This is a genomic window from Streptomyces sp. NBC_01233 (assembly GCF_035989305.1).
Taxonomy (GTDB): Bacteria; Actinomycetota; Actinomycetes; order Streptomycetales; family Streptomycetaceae; genus Streptomyces.
In genome coordinates this window covers 8,903,633-8,925,102 of sequence record NZ_CP108514.1, presented here as the reverse complement: position 1 = coordinate 8,925,102, position 21,470 = coordinate 8,903,633, and the positions used below count along the sequence as shown (strand labels likewise).

At 73.9% G+C, this 21,470-nt stretch carries 21 protein-coding genes and 3 pseudogenes; 14 read left to right on the top strand and 10 right to left on the bottom strand.

From position 1 onward, the window contains the following. Positions 1-32: 32 nt before the first annotated feature. From OG332_RS41565 to OG332_RS41555, 3 genes are read left to right on the top strand one after another with little or no spacing between them, the layout of a single operon-like run. Positions 33-671, top strand: coding sequence for a DUF6230 family protein (locus OG332_RS41565; RefSeq protein WP_327418301.1), 639 nt, complete (start codon positions 33-35; stop codon positions 669-671). Next, entirely contained in the window at positions 662-1,165 is a 504-nt protein-coding gene (locus OG332_RS41560; protein ID WP_327418300.1) for a DUF6114 domain-containing protein, read from the top strand. Before OG332_RS41565 ends, OG332_RS41560 begins: the two co-directional genes overlap by 10 nt. Then, a complete protein-coding gene (locus OG332_RS41555; RefSeq protein ID WP_327418299.1) occupies positions 1,162-1,818 on the top strand; it encodes a hypothetical protein in 657 nt (218 codons plus the stop codon). The genes OG332_RS41560 and OG332_RS41555 overlap by 4 nt, the downstream gene beginning before the upstream one ends. 18 nt (positions 1,819-1,836) lie before the next feature. On the opposite strand, the pseudogene OG332_RS41550 reads toward OG332_RS41555, so the two are convergent. After that, positions 1,837-2,082 (bottom strand): annotated as a pseudogene (locus OG332_RS41550) (MmyB family transcriptional regulator); the annotation flags it as partial. On the opposite strand from OG332_RS41550, the gene OG332_RS41545 reads away from it, so the two are divergent. From OG332_RS41545 to OG332_RS41535, 3 genes are read left to right on the top strand one after another with little or no spacing between them, the layout of a single operon-like run. Then, positions 2,026-2,718, top strand: coding sequence for an SDR family oxidoreductase (locus OG332_RS41545; protein ID WP_442816295.1), 693 nt, complete (start codon positions 2,026-2,028; stop codon positions 2,716-2,718). The pseudogene OG332_RS41550 and the gene OG332_RS41545 overlap by 57 nt on opposite strands. Then, entirely contained in the window at positions 2,715-3,272 is a 558-nt protein-coding gene (locus tag OG332_RS41540; RefSeq protein ID WP_327418297.1) for a nuclear transport factor 2 family protein, read from the top strand. The genes OG332_RS41545 and OG332_RS41540 overlap by 4 nt, the downstream gene beginning before the upstream one ends. Next, the gene (locus tag OG332_RS41535) at positions 3,265-3,573 is read left to right on the top strand and encodes a DUF2087 domain-containing protein (protein WP_327418296.1); all 309 of its coding nucleotides are present in this window, start codon (positions 3,265-3,267) and stop codon (positions 3,571-3,573) included. Before OG332_RS41540 ends, OG332_RS41535 begins: the two co-directional genes overlap by 8 nt. Here the strand turns inward: OG332_RS41535 and OG332_RS41530 are convergent. The 3 genes from OG332_RS41530 to OG332_RS41520 form a co-directional block, all read right to left on the bottom strand. Then, positions 3,546-4,310 (bottom strand): metallophosphoesterase, encoded by a 765-nt coding sequence (locus tag OG332_RS41530; RefSeq protein ID WP_327418295.1) that lies wholly within the window; start codon positions 4,308-4,310, stop codon positions 3,546-3,548. The genes OG332_RS41535 and OG332_RS41530 overlap by 28 nt on opposite strands. A gap of 137 nt (positions 4,311-4,447) precedes the next feature. Next, a complete protein-coding gene (locus OG332_RS41525; RefSeq protein WP_327418294.1) occupies positions 4,448-6,154 on the bottom strand; it encodes a hypothetical protein in 1,707 nt (568 codons plus the stop codon). A gap of 64 nt (positions 6,155-6,218) precedes the next feature. Further along, positions 6,219-6,758, bottom strand: coding sequence for a hypothetical protein (locus tag OG332_RS41520; RefSeq protein ID WP_327418293.1), 540 nt, complete (start codon positions 6,756-6,758; stop codon positions 6,219-6,221). 194 nt (positions 6,759-6,952) lie between these two features. On the opposite strand from OG332_RS41520, the gene OG332_RS41515 reads away from it, so the two are divergent. Continuing rightward, positions 6,953-7,153 (top strand): DUF5988 family protein, encoded by a 201-nt coding sequence (locus OG332_RS41515; RefSeq protein WP_327418292.1) that lies wholly within the window; start codon positions 6,953-6,955, stop codon positions 7,151-7,153. Between the two features lie 42 nt (positions 7,154-7,195). On the opposite strand, the gene OG332_RS41510 is transcribed toward OG332_RS41515, so the two are convergent. The 5 genes and pseudogenes from OG332_RS41510 to OG332_RS41490 form a co-directional block, all read right to left on the bottom strand. Next, positions 7,196-8,623: a dihydrolipoyl dehydrogenase family protein gene (locus OG332_RS41510; RefSeq protein WP_327418291.1), complete on the bottom strand. Its 1,428-nt coding sequence runs from the start codon at positions 8,621-8,623 to the stop codon at positions 7,196-7,198. 40 nt (positions 8,624-8,663) lie between these two features. After that, positions 8,664-9,074, bottom strand: a complete 411-nt coding sequence (locus OG332_RS41505; protein WP_327418290.1) for a thioredoxin family protein — start codon at positions 9,072-9,074, stop codon at positions 8,664-8,666. Positions 9,075-9,222: 148 nt separating this feature from the next. After that, a pseudogene (locus OG332_RS41500) lies at positions 9,223-10,661 on the bottom strand (aldehyde dehydrogenase family protein). Positions 10,662-10,844: 183 nt separating this feature from the next. After that, positions 10,845-12,044, bottom strand: a complete 1,200-nt coding sequence (locus tag OG332_RS41495) for a thiolase family protein (RefSeq protein ID WP_327418289.1) — start codon at positions 12,042-12,044, stop codon at positions 10,845-10,847. 252 nt (positions 12,045-12,296) lie between these two features. Further along, positions 12,297-13,352, bottom strand: a complete 1,056-nt coding sequence (locus tag OG332_RS41490) for a LacI family DNA-binding transcriptional regulator (RefSeq protein WP_327418288.1) — start codon at positions 13,350-13,352, stop codon at positions 12,297-12,299. 330 nt (positions 13,353-13,682) lie between these two features. Between OG332_RS41490 and OG332_RS41485 the strand changes: the two genes are divergently transcribed. The 6 genes from OG332_RS41485 to OG332_RS41460 all read left to right on the top strand — a co-directional run bounded on the left by OG332_RS41485 (position 13,683) and on the right by OG332_RS41460 (position 19,096). After that, entirely contained in the window at positions 13,683-14,939 is a 1,257-nt protein-coding gene (locus OG332_RS41485) for an MFS transporter (protein ID WP_327418287.1), read from the top strand. Positions 14,940-15,062: 123 nt separating this feature from the next. Further along, complete coding sequence (locus OG332_RS41480; RefSeq protein ID WP_327418286.1) at positions 15,063-15,758, top strand: alpha/beta fold hydrolase; 696 nt, start codon at positions 15,063-15,065, stop codon at positions 15,756-15,758. A gap of 74 nt (positions 15,759-15,832) precedes the next feature. Next, the gene (locus OG332_RS41475; protein ID WP_327418285.1) at positions 15,833-16,501 is read left to right on the top strand and encodes a hypothetical protein; all 669 of its coding nucleotides are present in this window, start codon (positions 15,833-15,835) and stop codon (positions 16,499-16,501) included. A gap of 100 nt (positions 16,502-16,601) precedes the next feature. Beyond that, the gene (locus OG332_RS41470) at positions 16,602-18,011 is read left to right on the top strand and encodes an amidase (RefSeq protein ID WP_327418284.1); all 1,410 of its coding nucleotides are present in this window, start codon (positions 16,602-16,604) and stop codon (positions 18,009-18,011) included. Positions 18,012-18,138: 127 nt separating this feature from the next. Continuing rightward, entirely contained in the window at positions 18,139-18,576 is a 438-nt protein-coding gene (locus OG332_RS41465) for a DUF7144 family membrane protein (protein WP_327418283.1), read from the top strand. 55 nt (positions 18,577-18,631) lie between these two features. After that, positions 18,632-19,096: a type II toxin-antitoxin system PemK/MazF family toxin gene (locus tag OG332_RS41460; protein WP_327418282.1), complete on the top strand. Its 465-nt coding sequence runs from the start codon at positions 18,632-18,634 to the stop codon at positions 19,094-19,096. Positions 19,097-19,197: 101 nt separating this feature from the next. Here OG332_RS41460 and OG332_RS41455 read toward each other — a convergent pair whose 3' ends face one another. Continuing rightward, entirely contained in the window at positions 19,198-20,049 is an 852-nt protein-coding gene (locus OG332_RS41455; RefSeq protein WP_327418281.1) for a TIGR02452 family protein, read from the bottom strand. A 106-nt stretch (positions 20,050-20,155) separates the two neighbouring features. Between OG332_RS41455 and egtA the strand changes: the two are divergent. After that, positions 20,156-21,448: pseudogene (egtA, locus tag OG332_RS41450) on the top strand (ergothioneine biosynthesis glutamate--cysteine ligase EgtA); the annotation flags it as partial. Positions 21,449-21,470: the final 22 nt, after the last annotated feature.

Sequence of the window (21,470 nt, the reverse complement as noted above, 5' to 3'; positions counted from 1 at the left end):
AACGGTGCACAGCCGAAATAAGGGACGATCTCATGACCGGTTCCCCCCATTTATCCGACTCATCCGACGAGCGCAGTGGCTCCGGCCGCGTTCGCTGGCGGCGGTTCGCCGCCTTGACCGTCCCCGCCGTCGCCGTGACCGCCGGCCTGGGCATCGCCCTCGCGCAGGGCGTGCTGGCCGCCTCTTTCGCCGTGTCGGGCCAGCAGTTCAAGGTCTCGGCGAGCAGCCTGGAGGGCGAGGGCTTCGCCCAGTACGGCAGCGTCGACGTCAACGCCCGCGAGGAACTGATCCCGGTGGCCGTCACCGCCATCCGGGAGGCCAGGCTCCACAACCTCTGCCAGTCCGTGGTCACCACGCTCCCGGTGGTAGGCGACATCTCGCTCAACCTCACCGCCGGCCGCAAGGCCCCGGTGGAGGCGAGCAACCTGTTCGTCGACGCGACCCAGCTCGCCGGCGACGCCGTCTTCAGCAACATCGAGATCGGGCGGGACGCCTCCACCCTCGACAAGGGGCCGGCCGACGCGCAGGGAATGCAGGACCTCTTCGCCCAGCAGGCCGACACGGTCCGCATCACCGATCTGCAGCAGACGGCGTGGGCGACCAACGCCGGCACCTTCAAGCTCTCCGGGCTCAGCATGAACGTCAGCAAGGGCAAGAAGGAATGCTTCTGAGCCGTGGGCGGCGGTGGCAACGGTGGCGGCGCAGCAGACCCTTCTGGGGCGGGCTGCTCGCGATCCTTGCCGGGACGTGGATCTGCGTCCTGCCGCTGGCGCCGCTGAAGATCATGCTCCAGCAGGGGGTGGCGGGGATCCCGTCCGTCCTGATGGGCATCGTGATGATCGTGCTCGGCCTCACCACCTGGTTCTCTCCCGCTCAGCGCACGCTCGCGGGCGTCCTCACCACCCTGATCGCCACGGCCGCGCTGGTCCTGTCGAATCTGGGCGGTTTCCTGATCGGCACCCTGCTCGGCATTCTCGGCGGCGGCCTGATGTTCGCGTGGCAGCCGTACGCCGCCCCGCGCGCGGCCCCGCGCACCGGGGAACCGAAGTCCGCGGCGGAGTCCGTGTCAGGCACCGGGAACGCGGAGTCCGCCGTGGGCGCCGCGGCGACCGCCGCGCCCCCTCCCCCCACCTCGCACCACGATCCCCAAGGAGCACAGCCATGAGCCGTTCGCGCACCGCGCTCGCCCTCGGGGCGGCCGCCGCCGGAGCCCTCGCGCTCGGTGCGGTCACCGCCCCGGTCACCGCCGCTCCCTTACCCGCGGCCGGGTCGACCACCGTCACCCCGGCCGGACACGCCTTCCAGGCCGCCCTCAGCGGGAAGGCCACGCTCAAAGCCGGTTCCGTGACGGTGACGTGCACGGTCTCCGTCGCCACCGGCACGGTGCCGGCCGCCCCCGGCAACAGCAACCCGGCCGGGCCGGTGTCCTCGCCGATCTCCGCGCCGACGTACAGCTCCTGCACCTCCAGCATGCCCGGCGTGACTCCCACGGTCACGACCTCCGGCGCCTGGACCGTGTCGATGCAGGACGGCTCCCCGATCACCGCCACCATGGGTCTGCCGGTCGGCGGCCTGGTGGTCAAGACGACCGGGCTCGCCTCCTGTACGGTCACCGCAGCCCCCACGGCCCCGGCGAGCGTCGGCGGCACCTGGTCCAACGGCGCCCCCTCCAGCCTGACCTTCACCAACGCGTCCGTACCGGTCAAGGTCACCGGCGGGTTCGGCTGCCCCACCAGCGCGACCTCGTCCACCTTCAACGCGGTCTACCGGGTCGCCGACACCACCGATCCGGCACAGCAGATCACCGTCGGCCCCTGACCCCGCCCCGCCCTCCGCTCACGCCCGAGCCCGTCCGGTCCGGTGACCTCCGGTGTCGGTCGGGCCGGTTGCGTTCAGGCTGCCGAGCAGCGAGAGCGCGTGGGAGCTGGGGCTTCCCGGTTCCGCGTGGTAGATCACCACCTGCTGGCCGGGTGCTCCCCGTACGTCGAAGGACTGGTAGGTGAGGGACAGGGCTCCCACCTCCGGGTGCACGAGCGCCTTGGCGTCGAGGGTCTTCCCGTAGACCGTGTGCGCGGACCAGAGCGCGGTGCACGTCGTACCGGTCGGCTGGAACGGCTGGTCGAGGAGATCACCCGGGAGGGCGGCACCGCCGCCTTCCGGACGCTGGACGTCACCGACGCGGCGGACATGCGCGCGTTCGTCGATGCGGCGTGCCGCGAGTACGGCCGGATCGACGCCCTCGTGAACAACGCGGGGGTGATGCCCCTCTCCCCGCTGACAGCGCTCCGTACCGACGAGTGGGACCGCATGATCGACGTGAACGTGCGGGGCGTCCTGCACGGGATCGCCGCCGCCCTGCCGGTGATGCGCGCACAGGGCGGCGGGCACATCGTGAACATCGCCTCCGTCGGCGCCTACGAGGTCTCCCCCACCGCCGCCGTCTACTGCGCCACCAAGTTCGCCGTCCGCGCGATCTCCGAGGTCCTGCGGCAGGAGTCCGGCGGGGACGTCCGGGTCACCCTCGTCTCCCCCGGCGTGACCGAGTCCGAACTCGCGGACGGCATCTCCGATCCGGAAGCCCGGGAGGCGATGAAGGCCTACCGCGCCGTGGCACTGCCGGCCTCGGCCGTCGCGGAGGCGATCGCCTACGCCGTTTCCCAGCCGCCGGAGGTCGACGTGAACGAGATCGTCGTCCGGCCGGCCGCGAGCGCCCGGTGACCCCCGTCGGGAGGGACGGCGCCGAGGTGGCGCCCAAGGCCGCCGCGTACGACGGCCCGGTCCGGAGACTGCGGAACCTGGAGGACAAGGAGGCTCTGCGCACCCTCCTGATCCGCGGCTGGCGGGCACTGGACCGCAAGGACTGGCAGACCTGGATCGACTGCTGGGCCGAGGACGCGGTGCTGGAGTTCGGTCCGTGGGGCGAGACCCGCGGGAAGGAGGCGATCCGGGCGACGGTGGAAGAGGCGGAATCGCCCTACCCGGGCATGCAGCACCACCTCCTCAACATGCACTTCGAGGTGGAGGGCGACCGGGCGAGCGGCATCGGCCACATGTGGTTCGTCGCGGTCACCTCGTCCGTGACGACCTCCGCCGCCTACGCCATGGGCGGCCCGTACGCATGGGAGTTCCGCCGCGGGCCGGACGGCTGGCTCCTGGTCCGCCAACGGCTCGGCGTCCTGTGGACCGGCGGGGAGGACGCGCTCAGGGCCTTCGAGCCGGAAATTCCGTTGCCCGGCGGGGAGCCGAGGGGTCAAGCTCGCCCTCATGTCTGAGAGCACCGATCATCCCCGTCCGTCCACCCCGCGCAGAGAGCGACGGGACGTCGGCGACCTCTTCTCGGGCGGGCGGCTCGTCGCCGTCCCGCGCAAGGCCGCCCGGCGCGGGCAGCTGCTCGTCCACCTCGCGGAGACCCTCTTCACGGTGGACCGGGAGTACACGGAGCCCGAGGTGAACGACGCGCTGCGCACCGTGCACGAGGACTGCTCGGCGCTGCGGCGGTATCTGATCACCTCGGGCCTGCTGACGCGGACCCGTGACGGACGCAGCTACCGGCGGTCCACGACCACCCGGTAGTGGGTCGTCAGCCGCCCGTCGTCGCCGAGCAAGTGGAAGGCGACGGCGGGCGGTTCGTCGAGGTGGACGTGCTCGGAGCCGGCCGAGGGGTGCTCCCACGGGAGCCGCAGGGAGGACACCACGCCCGGCGCCACCAGCACGGGCCGCCCCGCGAAGGTGGTGGCGGCCGCGGTGTGGGCGTGCCCGCACAGGAACGCGGTGAGGTGCGGGTGCCGTCCGGCCAGCGCCGCGAGCCGCTCCTCGCCGAACTGGCGGATCTCGTCGACGTACGGGGTGTGCAGCGGGACGGGCGGGTGGTGGAAGGCCACCAGGACCGGGGTCTCCCGCGGAGTGTCGGTCAGTACGCCGTCCAGCCAGGCCAGCGTGGACTCCTCCAGCAGGCCGTGGTCCGCGCCGGGAACGGAGGAGTCGCACACCGCGAGCACGAAGCCGGAGCCGCGCAGCACCTGGTCGACCGGCGCCGCGGACGGGGCCTCCTCCCCCAGCAGGCCCTGCCGGAAGGCGGTCCGTTCGTCGTGGTTGCCGGGGCAGACCACCAGCGGGTGCCGCGAGCGCAGCAGTTTGGCGGCCTCCTCGTACTCGGCGGCGGCGGCGTGGTCGGCTATGTCCCCGCTCACCAGCACGGCGTCCAGGTCGTACGGCAGACCGTCGAGGTACTCCATGACGGCGCGGGTGCGGTCGGCTGCGCGCGGGTCCCCGTCGAGATGGATGTCACTGAGGTGGGCGATCACGATCACGAGCGGTGTCTCCTTCGTCTCTGGTCAAGAGATGCGTTCGACGCCCATTCAACAGGGCGACCCGCGGCGGAGCTCAGACGGATTCGGGCAGATTCAGGCGCAGTTGACCCGGAGCCGAGCCGGGGCCGAGCCGGGGCTCAGGCGGTTTTCCGCGGGCGCGTGCGGCGTACCAGCACCCAGCCGCCCGCCGTGAGGACGACCGCACCCGCGGCGAGGGAGGCGACGGTGGCTCCGGTCGATGCGAGCGCGCCGCCGGCGGTGGTGACGCCCGTACCGCCGACCGCACCGCCGGCCGAGCCGCCGTCGGCGCTTCCGCCGGCACCGCCCGCAGCACCGCCCGAACCATCGGCCGGACCACCCGAGCCTCCGGTCGAGCTCCCGTTCGTGCTCCCGGACGTGCCGGAGCCGCCGCCGGTCCCTCCGGTGGACGCGCCGCCGCCGGTCGTCGTGTCCGCGCCGGTGACGGTGAGCGTGGCCGCACCGGTGCGGGCGGTCCCGACGTCGTTGGTGAACTCCGCCCGGTACCGGCTGCCGTTGCCGGCGGCCGCGGCCGTGAAGGTGTGGGTCGGTGAGGTCGCGCCCGGCACGGCCCGCCAGGTCCGGCCGGCGTCCGTACTCACCTGCCAGGCGACGGTGGGCCGCGGGGTCCCCTCGGCCTGCACGGTCAGCGAGACCTCGGCGCCGACCGTGACCGACCGGTCCGCCGGGCTCCGGGTGACCTTCGGGGAGGTGGACCGCTCCAGCCGGGTGATCCTCGCCCCCGCCGGGTCCGAGACGAAGACGGCCGCGCCGCCGGGCTCGACGGCCACGGCCGCACTGCCCGACTGCCCGTGGTTTCCCGGGAGTGCAACGGGCTTCGCGGCCTCCTGGAGGTCGCCGGTGCGGTGGACGGTGAGCGTACCGTTGTTGTCGCTGCCCGGCTGCGAGGTGTCCCCCGCGTCCTGCCACACCACGAACGCCTCGTGCGTGGCGACGTCGAACCTCGCCGCGCGGGGCATGTCGACGCCCTCGATGGTGTCGAGCCGCTTGCCCGCCGCGTCGTGCACGACGACGGCGGTGTCCAGCCCGACCCACACCGCGCCGGTCTCCGGATCCACCTCCGTGAACCCTCCGAAACCCTCTCCCGCCGGGAGGTCCACGGTCTTGGCGACCTGGAAGTCGGCGGTGTCGATCCGGTACATCCGGCGGTTGGCGACGTCGGTGAACCAGACCGCGCCGCGCGCCGCGTCGACCGCGAACTCCTCGCCGCCCTCCAGGCTCACGGACCGCTTGACCGTCGCGGTCGCGATCTCGACCTCCGACAGTACGGAGCCCTGCGCGACCAGCACCGTCGAGGGGGTGAGCCCGGGGGCGGCGTCGGTGACGGCCGCACCCGGCACCCACGCGCCCGCCGCCGCGGCATCTCCGTCCTTGGCGGTGCCGATGCCGCGCAGCGGATAGACGAAGACCGCGCCCTCGCCGGGGAGCGGGGCGACGAGCTGCCGCACGGCCCGTCGGCCGAGCGCGCCGGTGGGGCCCGGGGCCTGCCCGACACTGCTGCGCAGCTTGCCGTCGGCGGGGTCCAGGACGTGCAGCCCGCCCTCGTTGGCCTCGGCGGTCTCGGGCAGGTCGTCCGAACCGACGTACAGCTTCTTCGAGTCGGGGTGCAGCAGCAGGTCGCGCGGTTTGCCGGCCGTGGTGAACTGCGCCACCGGCCGGTACGCGACGGTGCCCTGCGGTACTTCGCCCCCCTCGCCCCCGGCGGCCGAGGCGGGGCCGGTGGCGGCCGAGGCGAGCACGAGCACGAGCACGGCGGAGGCGGTGCCCGTGCGGCGGCCGGGGGTGAGGGGGTGTCGGGGTGTCATGACTTCCTCGTCGACGGGTCGGGCACGTACCTGGGCGCGAGTCCGAACCGGGCCCGGCCGGGGACTAGTTGAAGGTCACCGGGACGTGGACGTCGTACTTGCGGTTGGAGGAGTTGAAGTGGTCGGCGCGCGTGACGACGGCGCACTGGACGGTCTCGCCGCAGATCTGGCCGCCGCCCAGGTCGGCCTTGACGTGGATGGTGACGCTGAAGGTGCCGCCCGGACCGTACTTGGACGTGTTGGCCAGGGTTCCGCCGAAGGTGTTGTTGATCCAGTGCGAGGCGCCGGTGGTGCCGGACTGGTCGGAGCCGCCCAGGCAGGGGGTGGGCTTGTTCGCGCCCTGTGCGCCGTTGACCGCGCAGAGGCCGACGTATATGCCCTTGGCGGTGTTGAAGCCGCTGCCGGTGACCGTGACGTTCTGACCGGCCGCGGCAGCGGAGGAGGGCGCCGTGACACTGAGGTTGAAGGTGGCCGCGCCGTCGGTGACCGTGCGCGTCGAGGTGGCGGCCGAGGCGGAGCCGGCCGCGCCGACGGCGAGCGCGACGGCGGCGGAGGCTGCGACGGCCGCGCGGGCGGCGGTACGGGGCAGGGAGGCAGCACGCATCACTCGCCACCGCCGTCATGAGGGTCCGTCAACTTCCGCTTCGGCGACCGCCCGAGCACGCCGTGGCACCGATGGTGAGGCCGGCGGCGGGGCGGCGCGCCGACCGCCGCTCGCTCCGGTTCCGTGCAGGGTCGGCCGGCCGGCTCGACCGCCCTCGTGATGCGCGCAACCCCGTCCGTGGCAACACTGGGGCCATGACGAACAAGGCAGCCTTGGAGGGCGGCCCGGACGATCTCCCAGAGCGGATCGTCCCGATCGCCTCGCCCGGAGAAGACCTGAAGGTTCCGCACCGCGGCGGATACGAGCACTTCAAGCCCACCGCGCGGCAGCAGGACAGCCCGCAGGGGCGACTGCAGGTCTACGAGTGGTGGGAACGCACCGAGATCGCCGAATGACCGGCCGGGGGGCGAGCCGCGCCCTCCGGCGTCGCCCCGGCCTCACCCCCGGTAGGTCTCCAGCAGCCGCAGCCAGATCTCGCTGATGGTCGGGAAGGCCGGCACCGCGTGCCACAGCCGCGCGAGCGGAACCTCCCCCGCGACCGCGATGGTGGCCGCGTGGATCAGCTCGGCGGCGCCCGGGCCGACGAAGGTGGCCCCCAGGAGGACCTCGCGGTCGAGGTCGACGACCATCCGTGCGCGGCCGCGGTAGCCGTCGGCGTACAGCCCGGCGCCGGAGACCTTCGACAGGTCGTAGTCGACGGCGCGCACCCGGCGGCCGGCCCGCTCGGCCTCTGCCAGGGTCAGGCCGACCGCGGCGGCCTCCGGGTCGGTGAAGACGGCCTGCGGGAGGGCACGGGTGTCGGCGGTCGCCGTGTGCGCGCCCCAGGGGTCGGTGTCCAGCGGGTCGCCGGCCGCACGGGCGGCGATCGCGGCGCCCACGATCCGGGCCTGGTACTTGCCCTGGTGGGTGAGGAGCGCCCGGTGATTGACGTCCCCGACGGCGTACAGCCAGTCGTGGCCGGGCACCCGGCAGGTGTCGTCGACCTCGATCCACTTGCCCGCGGTCAGGCCCACGGTGTCCAGCCCGATGTCGTCGGTGCGCGGTGACCGGCCCGTCGCCATCAGCAGTTCGTCGCCCTCCAGGGTCTCGCCGCCCTCCAGCACCACCCGGACGGGGCCGGTCGAGCCGTCCCGTACGACCGCCTCGACGGCCACGCCCGTACGGACCACCGCCCCGGCCGCGCGCAGGGCCTCGGCGACCAGTTCTCCCGCGAAGGGCTCCATCCGCGGCAGCAGCCCGGAGCCGCGTACCAGCACGGTGACCTGCGATCCGAGGCCCTGCCAGGCGGTGGCCATCTCGGCGGCGACCACCGAGCCGCCCACGATCAGCAGCCGGCCCGGGACCCCCTGGGCGGAGGTCGCCTCGCGGCTGGTCCACGGGCGGGCTCCGGTGATGCCGGGCAGGTCCGGGATCACGGCCCGGGTGCCGGTGGCGACGACCACGGCATGCCGGGCCGCCAGTACGTGGTGCTCGCCCTCGGGGCTGGTGACGGCGACCTTGCGGACCCCGTGGAGCCGGCCGTGGCCGCGGTAGACGTGGGCCCCGGTGGAATCGAGCCAGTCGATCTGGCCCTGGTCCTTCCAGTCACCGGTCCAGTAGTCGCGGTGTGCCAGCACCGCCGCCGTGTCCAGGGGACCCTCGACGGCCCCGGCCAGCCCCGGCACCCGGCGGGCGTCGGCCCGGGCCAGCACCGGGCGCAGCAGCGCCTTGCTCGGCACGCACGCCCAGTACGAGCACTCGCCGCCCACCAGTTCGCTCTCCACGAGCGCCGTGCTCAGCCCGGCGGCGCGGGTCCGGTCGACGATGTTCTCGCCGGCCGGGCCCCCGCCGAGCACCACGACGTCGTACTCCACGGCTTCAGTCATACGGGCCAGTGTCACGCCGGTCCGCGGCCGCGTCACGCACTCAGGCCTCCGGCGTGCCGGGGTCCTGGGTGCCGGCGTCCTGCGCGCCGCCCTGCTGCGTGCCGGCGATCTTGGAGCGCACCTCGTCCATGTCGAGCGCGCGGGCCTGCCCGATGAGGTCGGTCAGCGCCGCCTCCGGCAGGGCGCCGGGCTGGGCGAAGATGGCCACCTGGTCCCGGACGATCATCAGGGTCGGGATCGAGGTGATCTGGAAGGCACCGGCCAGCTCCTGCTGCGCCTCGGTGTCCACCTTGGCGAAGAGCAGGTCGGGGTGGGCCTCGGAGGCCCTCTCGTAGACCGGCGCGAACTGCAGGCACGGCCGGCACCAGCCCGCCCAGAAGTCGATCAGCACGAACGGGTGCTCGCTGACCGTCTGGTCGAAGTTTTCCTTGGTGAGCTCGACTGTAGCCACGGTGTCCAGACCTCCTGATTGAACCGACTGCTCCTTGAACGAACGACCGGCCCCGGGCATTCCGCGGGCCGCGGTGCCCGCCGCCGCGGCGCAGCCTCCCGCCCGTCCGCGGCCGGGGCGGGGCGGGCCGGGGCGGGGCGGGGCGGTCCTAGAAGGGGTGGCCGGCCGGGGTGCTGCGGGCCGTGGTCCAGCGGAGTTCCGTGAAGGCGTCCAGGTTCGCCTCGCCACCGAAGCGGGCGCCGGTGCCGGAGGCGCCGACTCCGCCGAACGGGGCGACGGCCTCGTCGTTGACCGTCTGGTCGTTGACGTGCGCGATCCCGGTGGGGATCCGCTCGGCCAGGTCGAGCCCGCGCGCCGCGTCCCGGGTCACGATCCCGAGGGAGAGGCCGTAGGGGCCCGCCGAGGCCAGTGCCACCGCCTCGTCCTCCGTCGCGAAGGAGCGTACGGGTGCCACCGGGCCGAACACCTCCTCGGCGTAGGCGGGGGTGTCGTCGCCGACGCCCGCCAGGACGGTCGGCCGGTAGAAGAGGTCCCGGTGGGTGCCGCCCGCGACGAGCTTGGCCCCCGCTCCGGTACTGGCCTCCACGAGGGCATGTACACGTTCCACCTGGGCGCGGTCGATCAGCGGGCCCAGGTGGACCTGCTCGCGGTACGGGTCCCCACGGCCAGCTCCTCGGCGCGCGCGGCGAGCCGCTCGACGTACTCGTCGTAGAGCGAGGCGTGCACGAGGTGCCGCCCGGCGGTCATGCAGATCTGGCCCTGGTGGAAGAAGGTGCCCCAGGCGGCCTGGGCGACGGCGGCCTCGACGTCGGCGTCGCGGAGCACGACCAGGGCGGAGTTGCCGCCCAACTCCAGGTGTGCTCGCTTGAGGTGACGGCCCGCCAGTTCCCCGACGGTGCGGCCGGCAGCGGTGGATCCGGTGAAGGACACCACCCGGACCCCCGGGTCGGCGACCACTGCGGCGCCCGTCTCGGCGCCCCCGGGCAGGACGTGCACGAGCCCGGCGGGAAGGCCGGCGGCGGCGAACACGGCGGCGAGGGCGAGGCCGCCGCAGACGGCGGTCCGCCGGTCCGGCTTGAGCAGCACCGCGTTGCCGAGTGCCAGGGCCGGCGCGACCGAGCGGATCGCCAGGATCAGCGGGGCGTTGAAGGGGGCCACGACCCCGACCACTCCGACCGGGACCCGGCGGGTGAAGGACAGCCGCGGTGCCTCGCTCGGCAGTACCTGCCCGACCGGGCGCGAGGCCAGCGCGGCGGCCTCGTAGCACTCCTGCGCGGCGACGTGCAGTTCGAAGCCGGCCTTGCCGGGTATCGAGCCGGATTCGCGGACCAGCCACTCCCCCAGCTCATCGGCGTGGGCGGCGAACAGGTCCCCGGCGCGGCGCAGTACGGCTGCGCGCTCGAGGTGGGTGGCGCGCGCCCAGTCGTGCTGCGCGGCCCGGGCCCGTACGGCGGCCTCCGCCACGTCGCCGGGCGCGGCGAGGTCGAGGGTGGCGAGGGTGCGGCCGGTGGCGGGTTCGACGACCGGCGCGGCGCCGCCGGTGAGGGTGGGTCCGTCCTGCCAGAGCGTCGGGTCGAGGAGCGGCATGGCGCGGGGCCTCCGGGTGGGGATGGGCGGGGTGCCGGGCGAGGGGGGCGGCAGCACGCGTCATCGTGCCAGACCGGAGGCTCCACTTCTGTTCAGTTATTGGGCAGTTGACGGCGGGCTCTGACCGGAAATGGTCGACGCCCTGGTGGGGCGGGTGCCACCAGGGCGGTGCCCGAGCCGGGCTCAGCGTTCCAGGACCAGCGCGATGCCCTGCCCGACGCCGATGCACAGCGCCGCCATGCCCGTACCGGAGCCGGCCGCCGCCAGCTGGTGGGCGACCGAGCCGGCCAGCCGGGCGCCCGAGGCGCCGAGCGGGTGGCCGATCGCGATGGCGCCGCCGCGCGGGTTGACCACGGCCGGGTCCAGCTCCGGCCAGGCCGCCAGGCAGCCCAGCGCCTGAGCCGCGAAGGCCTCGTTGAGTTCGAGGACGGTGAGGTCGGACAGCCCGCGGCCGGCCTTGCCGAGGGCACGCTGCACCGCGTCCACCGGGCCCAGCCCGAAGAGCTGGGGCTCGATCCCCGTGACGGCGGAGGCGCTGATCCGGGCGAGCGGCTCCCGGCCGGTGGCGGCCAGGCCCGCCTCGTCGGTCAACAGCAGGGCGGCCGCGCCGTCGTTGAGGGGGGAGGCGTTGCCGGCCGTGACCGTGCCCCGGCCGTCCGTCCGGAAGGCCGGCTTCAGCCGGGCCAGGGCCTCGGGGGTGGAACCCTCCCGGATGCACTCGTCCCGTACCAGGTCCACGCCCTCGTACGGCACGACCTCGCCGTCGTACAGCCCGGCGGCCCAGGCGGCCGCGGCCTTGCGGTGGCTCTCCAGGGCGAAGGCGTCCTGCGCCTCGCGGGTGACGGCGTACTTGTCGGCGACGAGTTCGGCGCCCTCGCCGAGCGAGCCGGTCCACTCGGCGGGCATCCGCGGGTTGGTCATCCGCCAGCCGAGGGTGGTGGACCACATCTGCTGGTGTCCGGCGGGGAAGGCCCGTTCGGGCTTCTGGACCACCCAGGGGGCGCGGCTCATCGACTCGACGCCGCCCGCGATGGCCACGGAGGCGTCGCCCAGCGCGATGGCGCGGGCTGCCTGGATCACGGCTTCGAGGCCGGACCCGCACAGCCGGTTGACGGTCACCCCCGGGACGCTCACCGGGAGGCCGGCCAGCAGGACGGCCATCCGGGCCACGTCGCGGTTGTCCTCGCCCGCGCCGTTGGCGTCGCCGAAGACCACGTCGTCGATGCGGGCCGGATCGAGCCCGGGCGTACGGTCCACCAGCGCGCGCACCACGTGCGCGGCCAGGTCGTCCGGGCGCACGCCGGCGAGGGCGCCGCCGAACTTGCCGATCGGGGTGCGGACGGCGTCGACGACGTAGACGTCGCGGACGGTGCGGATGCTCATGGGGTCTCTCCTGGGCGGATCCGTACGGGCGGTGGCGCATCGGTGCCGTGTGGGCATCGATGCCGGTGTGGGCACGACGCCGGTGTGGGCATCGCGACACGCCGCCGGGCACGCCCGGTGGGGCGCGCCCGCAGTCTCCTTCCGCACGTCACCGCCTGTCAACGGCCCCCTGCGAGGCGCCCCGCCCCCGCCCCGCCCTGCGGACCCGCCCCGCCCCCGCCGGACGGGCCCGGCCCGGCGGGACGGGCTCCGTCAGGTCGACTCGCGGTGGACGGCCTCGGCCGCCATCAGGTCGTGCCGCTCGGTGACCTCCGACGGCTCGCGCACCGCGTGGTCCACCAGCGACGCCAGGTGGTCACCGGTCGGCATCTCGATCCGCACCGTACTCAGCCGGGGCCGCAGCAGCCGCCCGATGAGCAGGTCGTCGGCACCGATGACGGCGACGTCCTCGGGGATGCGCAGCCCCTCGTCCTGGAAGGCCCGCATCAGCAGCATCGCGTACTCGTCGTTGTACGCGAAGGCCGCGTCCAGCCCGAGGGCGCGCCAGCGGGCCGCGAGTGCCGCGGCCGATTCCTCGGAGTAGGCCATCGGGACGGGCTCGACGTGCGCACCCTCCGCATCCGCCGCGGAGCGTGCGCCCGCCAGCCGGGGCGCGGAGAACAGCTCCAGCCCCTCCTCCTCGGGCACGACCACACCGATCCGCCGCCGGCCCCGCTCGAGGAGATGGGCCGCGGCCCGGGCGCCGACCTCCTGCTGGTCCATGACCAGCGCGTGCGCCCCGGGCACGCCGACCGGGCCCATGGTGATGACCGCGCGGGCCCCGGCCCGCTTGAGGGTGGCGACGTTGTGCGCGGAGAGGGTGATCTCGCCGAGGGATATCACCGCCACCGGACGAAGTTCCGCCCACGCCCGCACGGCCTCGTCGCCGCTGAGGCCGAGGCTCCCGTACTGGACCACGGTGTAGTCGAGGCGGCGCAGCGCCCACTGCAGTTCGTTGAGGAAGGCGCTGTAGAGCGGGCCGATCGGCACGTTCGGGGTGGGCAGCAGCACGATCCGCGTGTGCCCGGCGCGCAGGCTGCGGGCGGCCGCGTGCGGGACGTAACCGAGTTCCTCGGCGGCCTCGCGGACCTTGCGGCGGGTCGGCTCGCTGATGCGTACGGCTTCCGCGTTGTTCAGCACGTACGAGACCGTCGCGCGCGACACACCCGCGAGGCGGGCCACGTCGGCGCTGGTCGGAACGGCGGGCGGCGGCGTGGTCGATCCGGAGGCCGCGGCCTCCGGCTTCGGCGATTTCGATGACTGAGACATTGCCGTGGCATCTTTCCAGACCGGTTGGGCCCGGGGGCTAGCGGATGGCCGGAAACGAATGCTACACAGTGATTACACGAGTCATTGACACGTGTAACTAAAGTGTCGCATCCTCGTCGACGGACGTGACGACGGATGTGTCACCGCACGTGCCCCGGCACGTGGTCCGCCGTGCCGCCGCCCTGTCGCGCTCCGTCGCACCCCCGCCGTCGCGACAGGGCGGCGCGCACCCTTCGGTCCTACGGTCCCCCGCCCTCCCCTCGCCCCCTCCGCTCTCGCCCGCCCCCGGCCCCCTCCTCCCGTCCGCCCGCAACTGCCCAGGAGGGCACCGTGGCCCTTTCCTCCCCCGGCACCGGTTCCACCGCCACCGCCGCCGACGCGTCCACCGGGCCCGGCCCCGCACGCCGCGGCCTGCTCCCCCTGCTGCTCGTCGGCAACAGCGCCATGTACGCGCTCTACGTCGGCGTCGCCGGCGTTCTGCTCGCGCTCCAGGTCGAGGACATCGACCCGGCGAACAAGGTGTCCGACTTCGGCCTGATAGCAGGGGTCTCGGCGATCTTCGCCACGGTCTTCAACCCCGTCGCCGGCGCCCTGTCCGACCGCAGCGGACGGCGCAACCCCTGGATCCTCGGCGGCGGGCCGGCCGCCGTCCCGGCGATGTTCCTGCTCGGCTTCGCCGACACGATCCTGCTGATCACGATCGCCTGGTGCCTCGGCCAGGCCGTCATGAACGTCTGCCAGGCGGCCATCACCTCCGTGGTGCCCGACCGGGTGCCCCTGAGCGCCCGCGGCAAGGCCTCGGCAGCCGTGGGTCTCGGCCTGCCCTTCGGCTCCACCCTCGGTGCGCTGCTCGGCGCGGCCTTCTCCGAGGACTACCGCACCGGGTACCTCGTGTTCGGCGCGCTCGTGGCGGGGGCCGCCGTCCTCTTCACCGTGTGCAGCCGCGAGGAGCGGCTCCCGGCCCGCGCCCCGACGCCCGTACGGGCGCAGCTCGGCGCCTTCGCGAGCGCGCTGCGCCACCACGACTTCCGGTGGGCCTTCATCGGGCGGGCGCTGCTCGTCCTCGGGTACTTCGCGGTGACCGGCTACCAGCTCTACATCCTGCAGGACCACACCGTGCTGCCCGACGGCATGAAGCCGGAGGCCGCGGTGGCGGTGATCATGCCGCTGACGAGCGTGGCGATGGTGATCTCCACGGTCCTCGGCGGGTACCTCTCCGACCGGTTCGACCGCCGCAAGCTCTTCGTCGGCGCCTCCGCACTGCTGTCGGCCGTCGCGCTCGTCATCCCGGCCGTTTCGACCAGCTGGACCGCGATGCTGGCCTTCTCCGTGGTCAACGGGCTGGCGTTCGGCTGCTACATGGCGGTGGACACCGCGCTCGTGACGATGGTGCTCCCCAAGGCCGAGGACGCGGCCCGCGACATGGGCGTGCTCAACATCGCCAACGCCGGGCCGCAGATCGTCGCGCCGTTCATCGCCTCGGTGATCGTCTCGCTCAGCGGCGGATACACCGCGCTGTTCGTCGTGGCGGCGGTGCTGGCGGTGGCGGGGGCGCTGGCGGTGAAGCCGATCCGCAGCGTGCGCTGACCTCGAACGCACCGTTGATCCACACCATTGATCCGCACCGTTGATCCGCGTCTCTGGTCCGTACCTCCGACCGGAATTCGCCGCTCCCGGACCACCGTTCACACCACCGAGAAAGGCACCGCCGTGCAGCTGCACACCCACACCTGGGGCGAGGGCGACCGCGTCGCCCTCCTGATCCACGGCATCATGGCCGACCACCGGACGTGGCGCCGGGTCGGCCCCGCCCTCGCCGACCACGGCTACCGCGTCATCGCCGTGGACCTGCGGGGCCACGGAGCCAGCGGCCGCGGCGCGTACAGCCCGGAGCTGTACGCGGACGACGTGGTCGAGACGCTGCCGGCCGGTGCCGAGCTCGCCATCGGCCACTCGCTCGGCGGCCTGACCCTGTCGCTCGCGGTGGACCGGCTGAAGCCGCGGCGGGCGGTGTACTCCGACCCCGGCTGGCACCTGGCCGCTCCCGAGGAGGGCTTCGGACCGGAGATGCTAGCCCGGTTCAAGACGGCTACCAGGGAGGAGATCCGGGTGATGAGTCCGCGCTGGGAGGACGTGGACGTCGACATCGAACTGGCGACCCTGGCGCTGTGGGACGAGCAGACGGCCCTGAGCCTCGCCCCGCTGCTCGGCGCCGACCTGATGCCGGCCGCACCGGTGGTCCCGTCGCTGGTGCAGCTCGCCGATCCCAGCCAGTTGATCTCACAGGAGCGGGCGCAGCTGCTCAAGAGCCGCGGTTTCCAGGTGCGTTCGGTCGCCGGGGCCGGACACACCATCCACCGGGACGACTTCGACGGGTTCATGGCCTCGTTGGAGGGGTGGATCTAGGACCGCCGGCACCGGGCGGTCTTCGCCGGTGGCGGGGACCGCCCTGTGTCAGAGGCGCTTGCGAGACTGGTGCGATGAACGATGACGCCGAACTCGACGGCCGGGTGGACCCGGGGACCCTACTGCTGCGGACGGACTGGAACGCGGTGGAGCACTGCTGCCCGGACGTGGCACCGGAGACGCCCGTGATCCTGCGGGAACTGCTGGACGACGACCCGCGCGTCCAGGGCTCCGCCTTCCGGGACCTGGCTGAAGCCCTCATCTGCGGGAACGTCTTCTACACCGCCACGGCTCCCGCGGCACGGTACGTCGCCGCAATCCTGGGTGACCCGCGGACCCTGGCGCAGGTCACCGACCGCAGCGTCCACGAGGTGTACGACCTGGGTCCGCAGACCCCGTTCCCGCTGCGCGCCGGCCTGATGGCCTGGCTGGGGGACTCGGTCGTCGACGCGATGGCCCAGCAGGGGCGGCCCTACGGCGACGAGGAGGACCTCGACGCGTTCCTCGACCTCGCGCCGGAGTTCTACGAGGCCGTGCGCCCTTTCCTCGCTTCCGGCTCCACCGACATACGCGAGGCGGCCCTCGGCGCGCTCCTGCCGCTGCTCCGCCTGCCCGTCCTGGCCGACCGGGGCCCCGCCCACCGTGACCAGGTCCTCGCCGCGGCCTTCGGCGACGGTCCGCACCGCTGGCGTGCCGTCGACACGCTCTCCTCCTGGGGGGAGGACGTCTCGTCGCTGCTCTGACCGGCCCCGTCACCAACGTCGGTGCCTTCACGGGTAGTCGCTCGCGGCAGGTCCCCCTTACCGTCTTCCTACCGAACGGTAATAGGGGGAGTGGTTCGCGATGTCGGATTCTTCAGCAGGCCTGGTCGAGATGGCCGCCGCACTCGCCGAAGGCAGCGTGTCCGCACGGCAGTTGACCGAGCAGGCGCTGCGCCGGATCGCGGCGGCGCAGCCGGAGCTGAACGCCTTCCGGACCGTACGCGCCGACGCCGCGCTCGCCGAGGCGGACGCGGCGGACCGGCGGCTGGCCGCGGGCGAGCGGCTGCCGCTGCTGGGCGTACCGCTCGCGGTCAAGGACGACATGGACGTGACCGGGGAGCCGACCGCCTTCGGCTGCGCCGGGGCCTTCGCGCCGAAGACCGCCGACAGCGAGGCGGTACGGAGGCTGCGCGCGGCCGGTGCGGTCATCGTCGGCAAGACCCAGACGCCGGAGCTCGGGCAGTGGCCCTTCACCGAGGGCGAGGCCTTCGGCGAGACCCGCAATCCGTGGAACCCGGCCTACTCGCCCGGCGGCTCCTCGGGCGGCTCAGCAGCGGCCGTGGCAGCGGGCCTGGTCCCGGCGGCGCTGGGCTCGGACGGAGCCGGTTCGGTCCGGATCCCCGCGGCCTGGACCCACCTGGTCGGCGTGAAACCACAGCGCGGGCGCATCTCCACCTGGCCGGAGCCGGAGTCCTTCCACGGACTCACGGTCAACGGCGTACTGGCCCGCACCGTCGCCGACGCGGCCCTCCTGCTGGACGCCGCGAGCGGCCCGCACCCCGAGGACCTGCACCGCCCAGCCCGCATCTCGGCGGTCGAGGCGGCCCGGCGCACCCCGCGCCGGCTGCGGATCGCCCTCTCCTTCGGGATGCCCTTCACGGCCACGCCCAAGTCCTTGGACCCGCAGGTGCGTTCCGCGGTGGAGCGGCTGGCCGGGCTGCTGGAGTCGCTGGGGCACGAGGTGGTCCCGGAGGACCCGCGCTACGGTCCGATCGGCCTGACCTTCGTACCCCGCGCGACCAGCGGCGTACGGGACTGGGCGGCGCGGGTGCCGGATCCGGCACTGCTGGACCCGCGCACGCACGAGGCGGTACGGACCGGCCGGATCCTGGGCGGGCTCGCCCTGCGGATCTCCCGCCGGGCGGAGGCGGCGCTGCGGCACAGGGTCGGCGAGATCTTCGGCCGTTTCGACGTGGTGCTGACCCCCACGACGGCCACACCGCCGCTGCGCATCGGAGCACTGGCGGGACTGGGGGCCATGGCCACGGACCGGGCGATGATAGCCGCCTGCCCGTACGCCTGGACGTGGAACGTCCTGGGGTGGCCGGGGGTGAACGTCCCGGCGGGGTTCACGGGCGAGGGGCTGCCGATGGGCGCCCAGTTGCTGGGTCCGGCGGACTCGGAGCCGCTGTTGCTGGCGCTGGCCGCGCAGGTGGAGGCGGCGCGGGGCTGGGCCGCGCGGCGGCCGGATCCGGTGCGGGCCGGCGTGTGAGGGCCGCGGGCCGGCGTGTGAGGGGGGCCGGGGGCCGGAGTGCCGACGGTGAGCCTCCGTGACACGCTGTACGGGGGGATCTCGCCGGTCCGGCCACTCGGCCGGCCCTGCACCCAAGGAGATCGAAATGGCCAGTGACGCCAGCAGGCCCCAGGCAGGCCACGGGCAACCGCGCCCCTGGCACGCACCCACGTCCGGTACCACCCTCCTGGCGGGAGTGCTGATGGTCTTCGGAGGGGCGATGGCGTTCCTCGAAGGGATCGCTGCCGTCGCCAGCGACGACCTGTTCGTCGTAACGCGCCACTACGTGTTCGAGTTCAGCCTGACCGGCTGGGGCTGGGTCCACCTCATTCTGGGCATCGCCCTCGTCGTCGCCGGATGCGCCGTCCTCGGCGGAGCCCTGTGGGGCCGCTACTTCGGCATCATGGTCGCCGGCCTGGGAGCGATCGCCAACTTCCTCTGGATCCCGTACTACCCCTGGTGGGCGCTGGTGCTGGTCGTCGTCAACCTCTTCATCGTCTGGGCGCTGTGCACGGGCGCGCACCGGGAATCGGACAGGACCTGAACCGCCGGACCCGGCTGCACCGGGTCGCGGTTGCCGACCCGGTAATCTCGGCGGGATGACGGCACTTTCGCATCACGGCAGCGGCTACACCGACCAGCCCGGCCGCGACGGGGACACGGCGACCACCGAGGCCGATCCCCGCGCCATCGGCCCCGTACGCACCGAGTACGCGCCCGACCCCGACGGGGACCCCGATCCCGGTGAGATCGTGTGGACCTGGGTCCCCTTCGAGGAGAACGACGGTCGTGGGAAGGACCGCCCGGTGCTGGTCGTCGCGCGGGAGGCGGGCGGGCGGACCCTGCTCGCCGTACGGCTGTCCAGCAAGCGGCACGACCACGACCGGGAGTGGGTGCCGATCGGGACCGGCCCGTGGGACGGCGCGGGCCGGGAGTCCTGGGTGGACGTCGACCGGGTGCTCCGGGTGCACGAGTCGGGAATGCGGCGCGAGGCCTGCGCGCTGGAGCACGGACGCTTCGGGCTGGTCGTCGACCGGCTGCGCGAGCGCTACGGCTGGACGTAGCCCGGGACTGACGGGCGCAGGGCGGACAGGCCCGGGACGGCCGGGCACGGGACGGACAGGCACGGGACGGCCTCGGTCACCCGGGCCCCGGCGTCCCGTCCTCAGGCCCCGAATCCGGCGAAGGCCCGCTCGAACGCCTCACGCGTCTCGGGCTTGCGGTCGAGCACCCCGAACACCACCCGCTCGAAGACCCCCGCGAACCGGCCCGCCAGCAGCCCCCGGAAGGCCTCGGCCACATCCGCCGGGTCGTTCTGGAACACCCCGCAGCCCCACGCCCCCAGCACCAGCCGCCGATAACCGTGCAGCGCCGCCACTTCCAGCACGAGCTCCGCCCGCCGGACCAGCGCCCCGGGGATCTCGGCCACCCGCTGCGGCTCCTGGCGCCGGATCGTGCCCGCGTTCGGGGCGGGAGAGGTGAGGAAGCCGACCCGGAACGGGGTCTCCAGCAGTTCGCCCCGGTCGTCGCGGAAGACGGGCACCCCGGGCGAGTGAATCACCCGGTCGGTGTAGAAGGTGCTGCGCTCCGCGCGGTGGACCTCGTAGTACTCCGGGGCCTCCAGCAGCGTCTCGTAGAGGGCCGAGGCGCGGCACAGCGCCTCCTCCTGGGCCTTGGCCCCGCGGACGTAACCGCCCCCGGGATTACGGGCCGAGGCGAAGTTCAGGGCCGCCACGGGGGCCTCGTCCGGGCCTGCCGCGGCCTCCGGTCCGCCCGTTGCGAGCCTGCGGGCCGCGACCGTGGTGCTCTCACCCGTGACCTCGACGGCCGTCGGCCCGCCTCCACGGACGATCTCTCCGTCTGGAACGACCTGGTTTGGTCCATATATCCTGGTTCCGGCCTTGGCGTCCGCCAGGGCGGCGGCGAGGGCGACCTGCCGTCCCGACCCCGTCCGGTAGCCACCGGCCGCCAGGATCTCCGCGTTCTCCCGCGCGATCTCGCGCAATCTGCTGCTCACGCCGCCATCCTCTGCCCCCCGGCCACCGGCGGCAAAGGAATTTGTGCCCCAGGGAGGGGTAGGCACGGGTGAAGTCACGGCCGACGACAGGAGACGAGGACCCGGTATGCCCCAGGACTCACCCACTCACCCACATCCGCCCGCCCCACCCCCCGCCACCTCCCTCACCGAAACCCAGGCGGAGGAACTGATCCACGGCATCTGTTTCAAGACCGGCCCGCCCCGCCTCATCGGCGCCGAGCTCGAATGGCTGGTCGTGGATGCCGAACGGCCCGAACGGCCCCTGTCCGCCGAGCGGCTGCGGGCCGCGCACGCCGCCGCCCGCACGCTGTCCCTGAACTCGCGGCTGACCGTCGAACCCGGTGGCCAGCTCGAACTCAGCTCGGCCCCCGCCGCCTCGCTCAGCGGATGCGTGGACGGCCTGCAGGCCGACCTCACCGCCGTGCGCGGCGCCCTGCTGGCCCGCGGACTGGTCCTGCGCGGCCTCGGCCGCGATCCCCGGCGCCCCTACCGCCGACTGCTGAACAGCCCGCGCTACGACGCGATGGAGGCCTACTTCGACCGCACCGGTCCGGCCGGGCGCGTCATGATGTGCGCCTCCGCCTCCGTACAGGTCTGCGTGGACGCCGGGTACGAGGAGCCGGGCGTGCTCGGCCACGGCCGGCGCTGGCGGCTCGCCCACCTGCTGGGCGCGGTCCTGGTGGCCGCCTTCGCCAACTCCCCCGCGCAGGAAGGACCGTACGCCGGCTGGCGCTGTGCCCGCCAGGGGGTCTGGAGCGACATCGACAGCCGGCGCGCGCTCGCCCCGCCACTGGACGTGGAGCCGCGGGCCGGGTGGACGCGGCAGGCGCTGGACACCGAGGTGATGTGCGTCCGGGCGTACGAGGGCGAAGGGTGGGAGCTCACGCGCGGCACGACCTTCCGCGACTGGCTGCGCACGGGCGGCGACCCCGAGCAGCCGGCGCACTCCGCTCCCGCGGGCCGCGCCGCACTGCGGCCGCCCACCGTCGAGGACCTGGAGTACCACCTCACCACGCTGTTCCCACCGGTGCGGCCGCGCGGCCACCTGGAGCTGCGCATGATCGACGCGCAGCCCGGCGACGACGGCTGGCTGGTCCCCGTGGCCGTCGTGCACGCGCTGTTCGACGATCCGGAGGCCGCCGAGACCGCGTACCGCGCGACCAAGGCACTGTCCGACGCGCACGGCCCGCGGCCCTCGCCCCGCAATCCGCTGTGGCGGTCCGCCGCCCGGCACGGCCTGGCCGATCCGGAGCTGCGGACGGCCGCGACGGCCTGTTTCCTGGCCGCCGCCGAGGCGCTGCCCCGGCTGGGCGCGAGCCGGCACGTGCAGGAGACGGTCGGTGCGTTCACCGAGCGCTACGTGCTGCGCGGCCGCTGTCCGGCCGACGACGCGTCCCCCC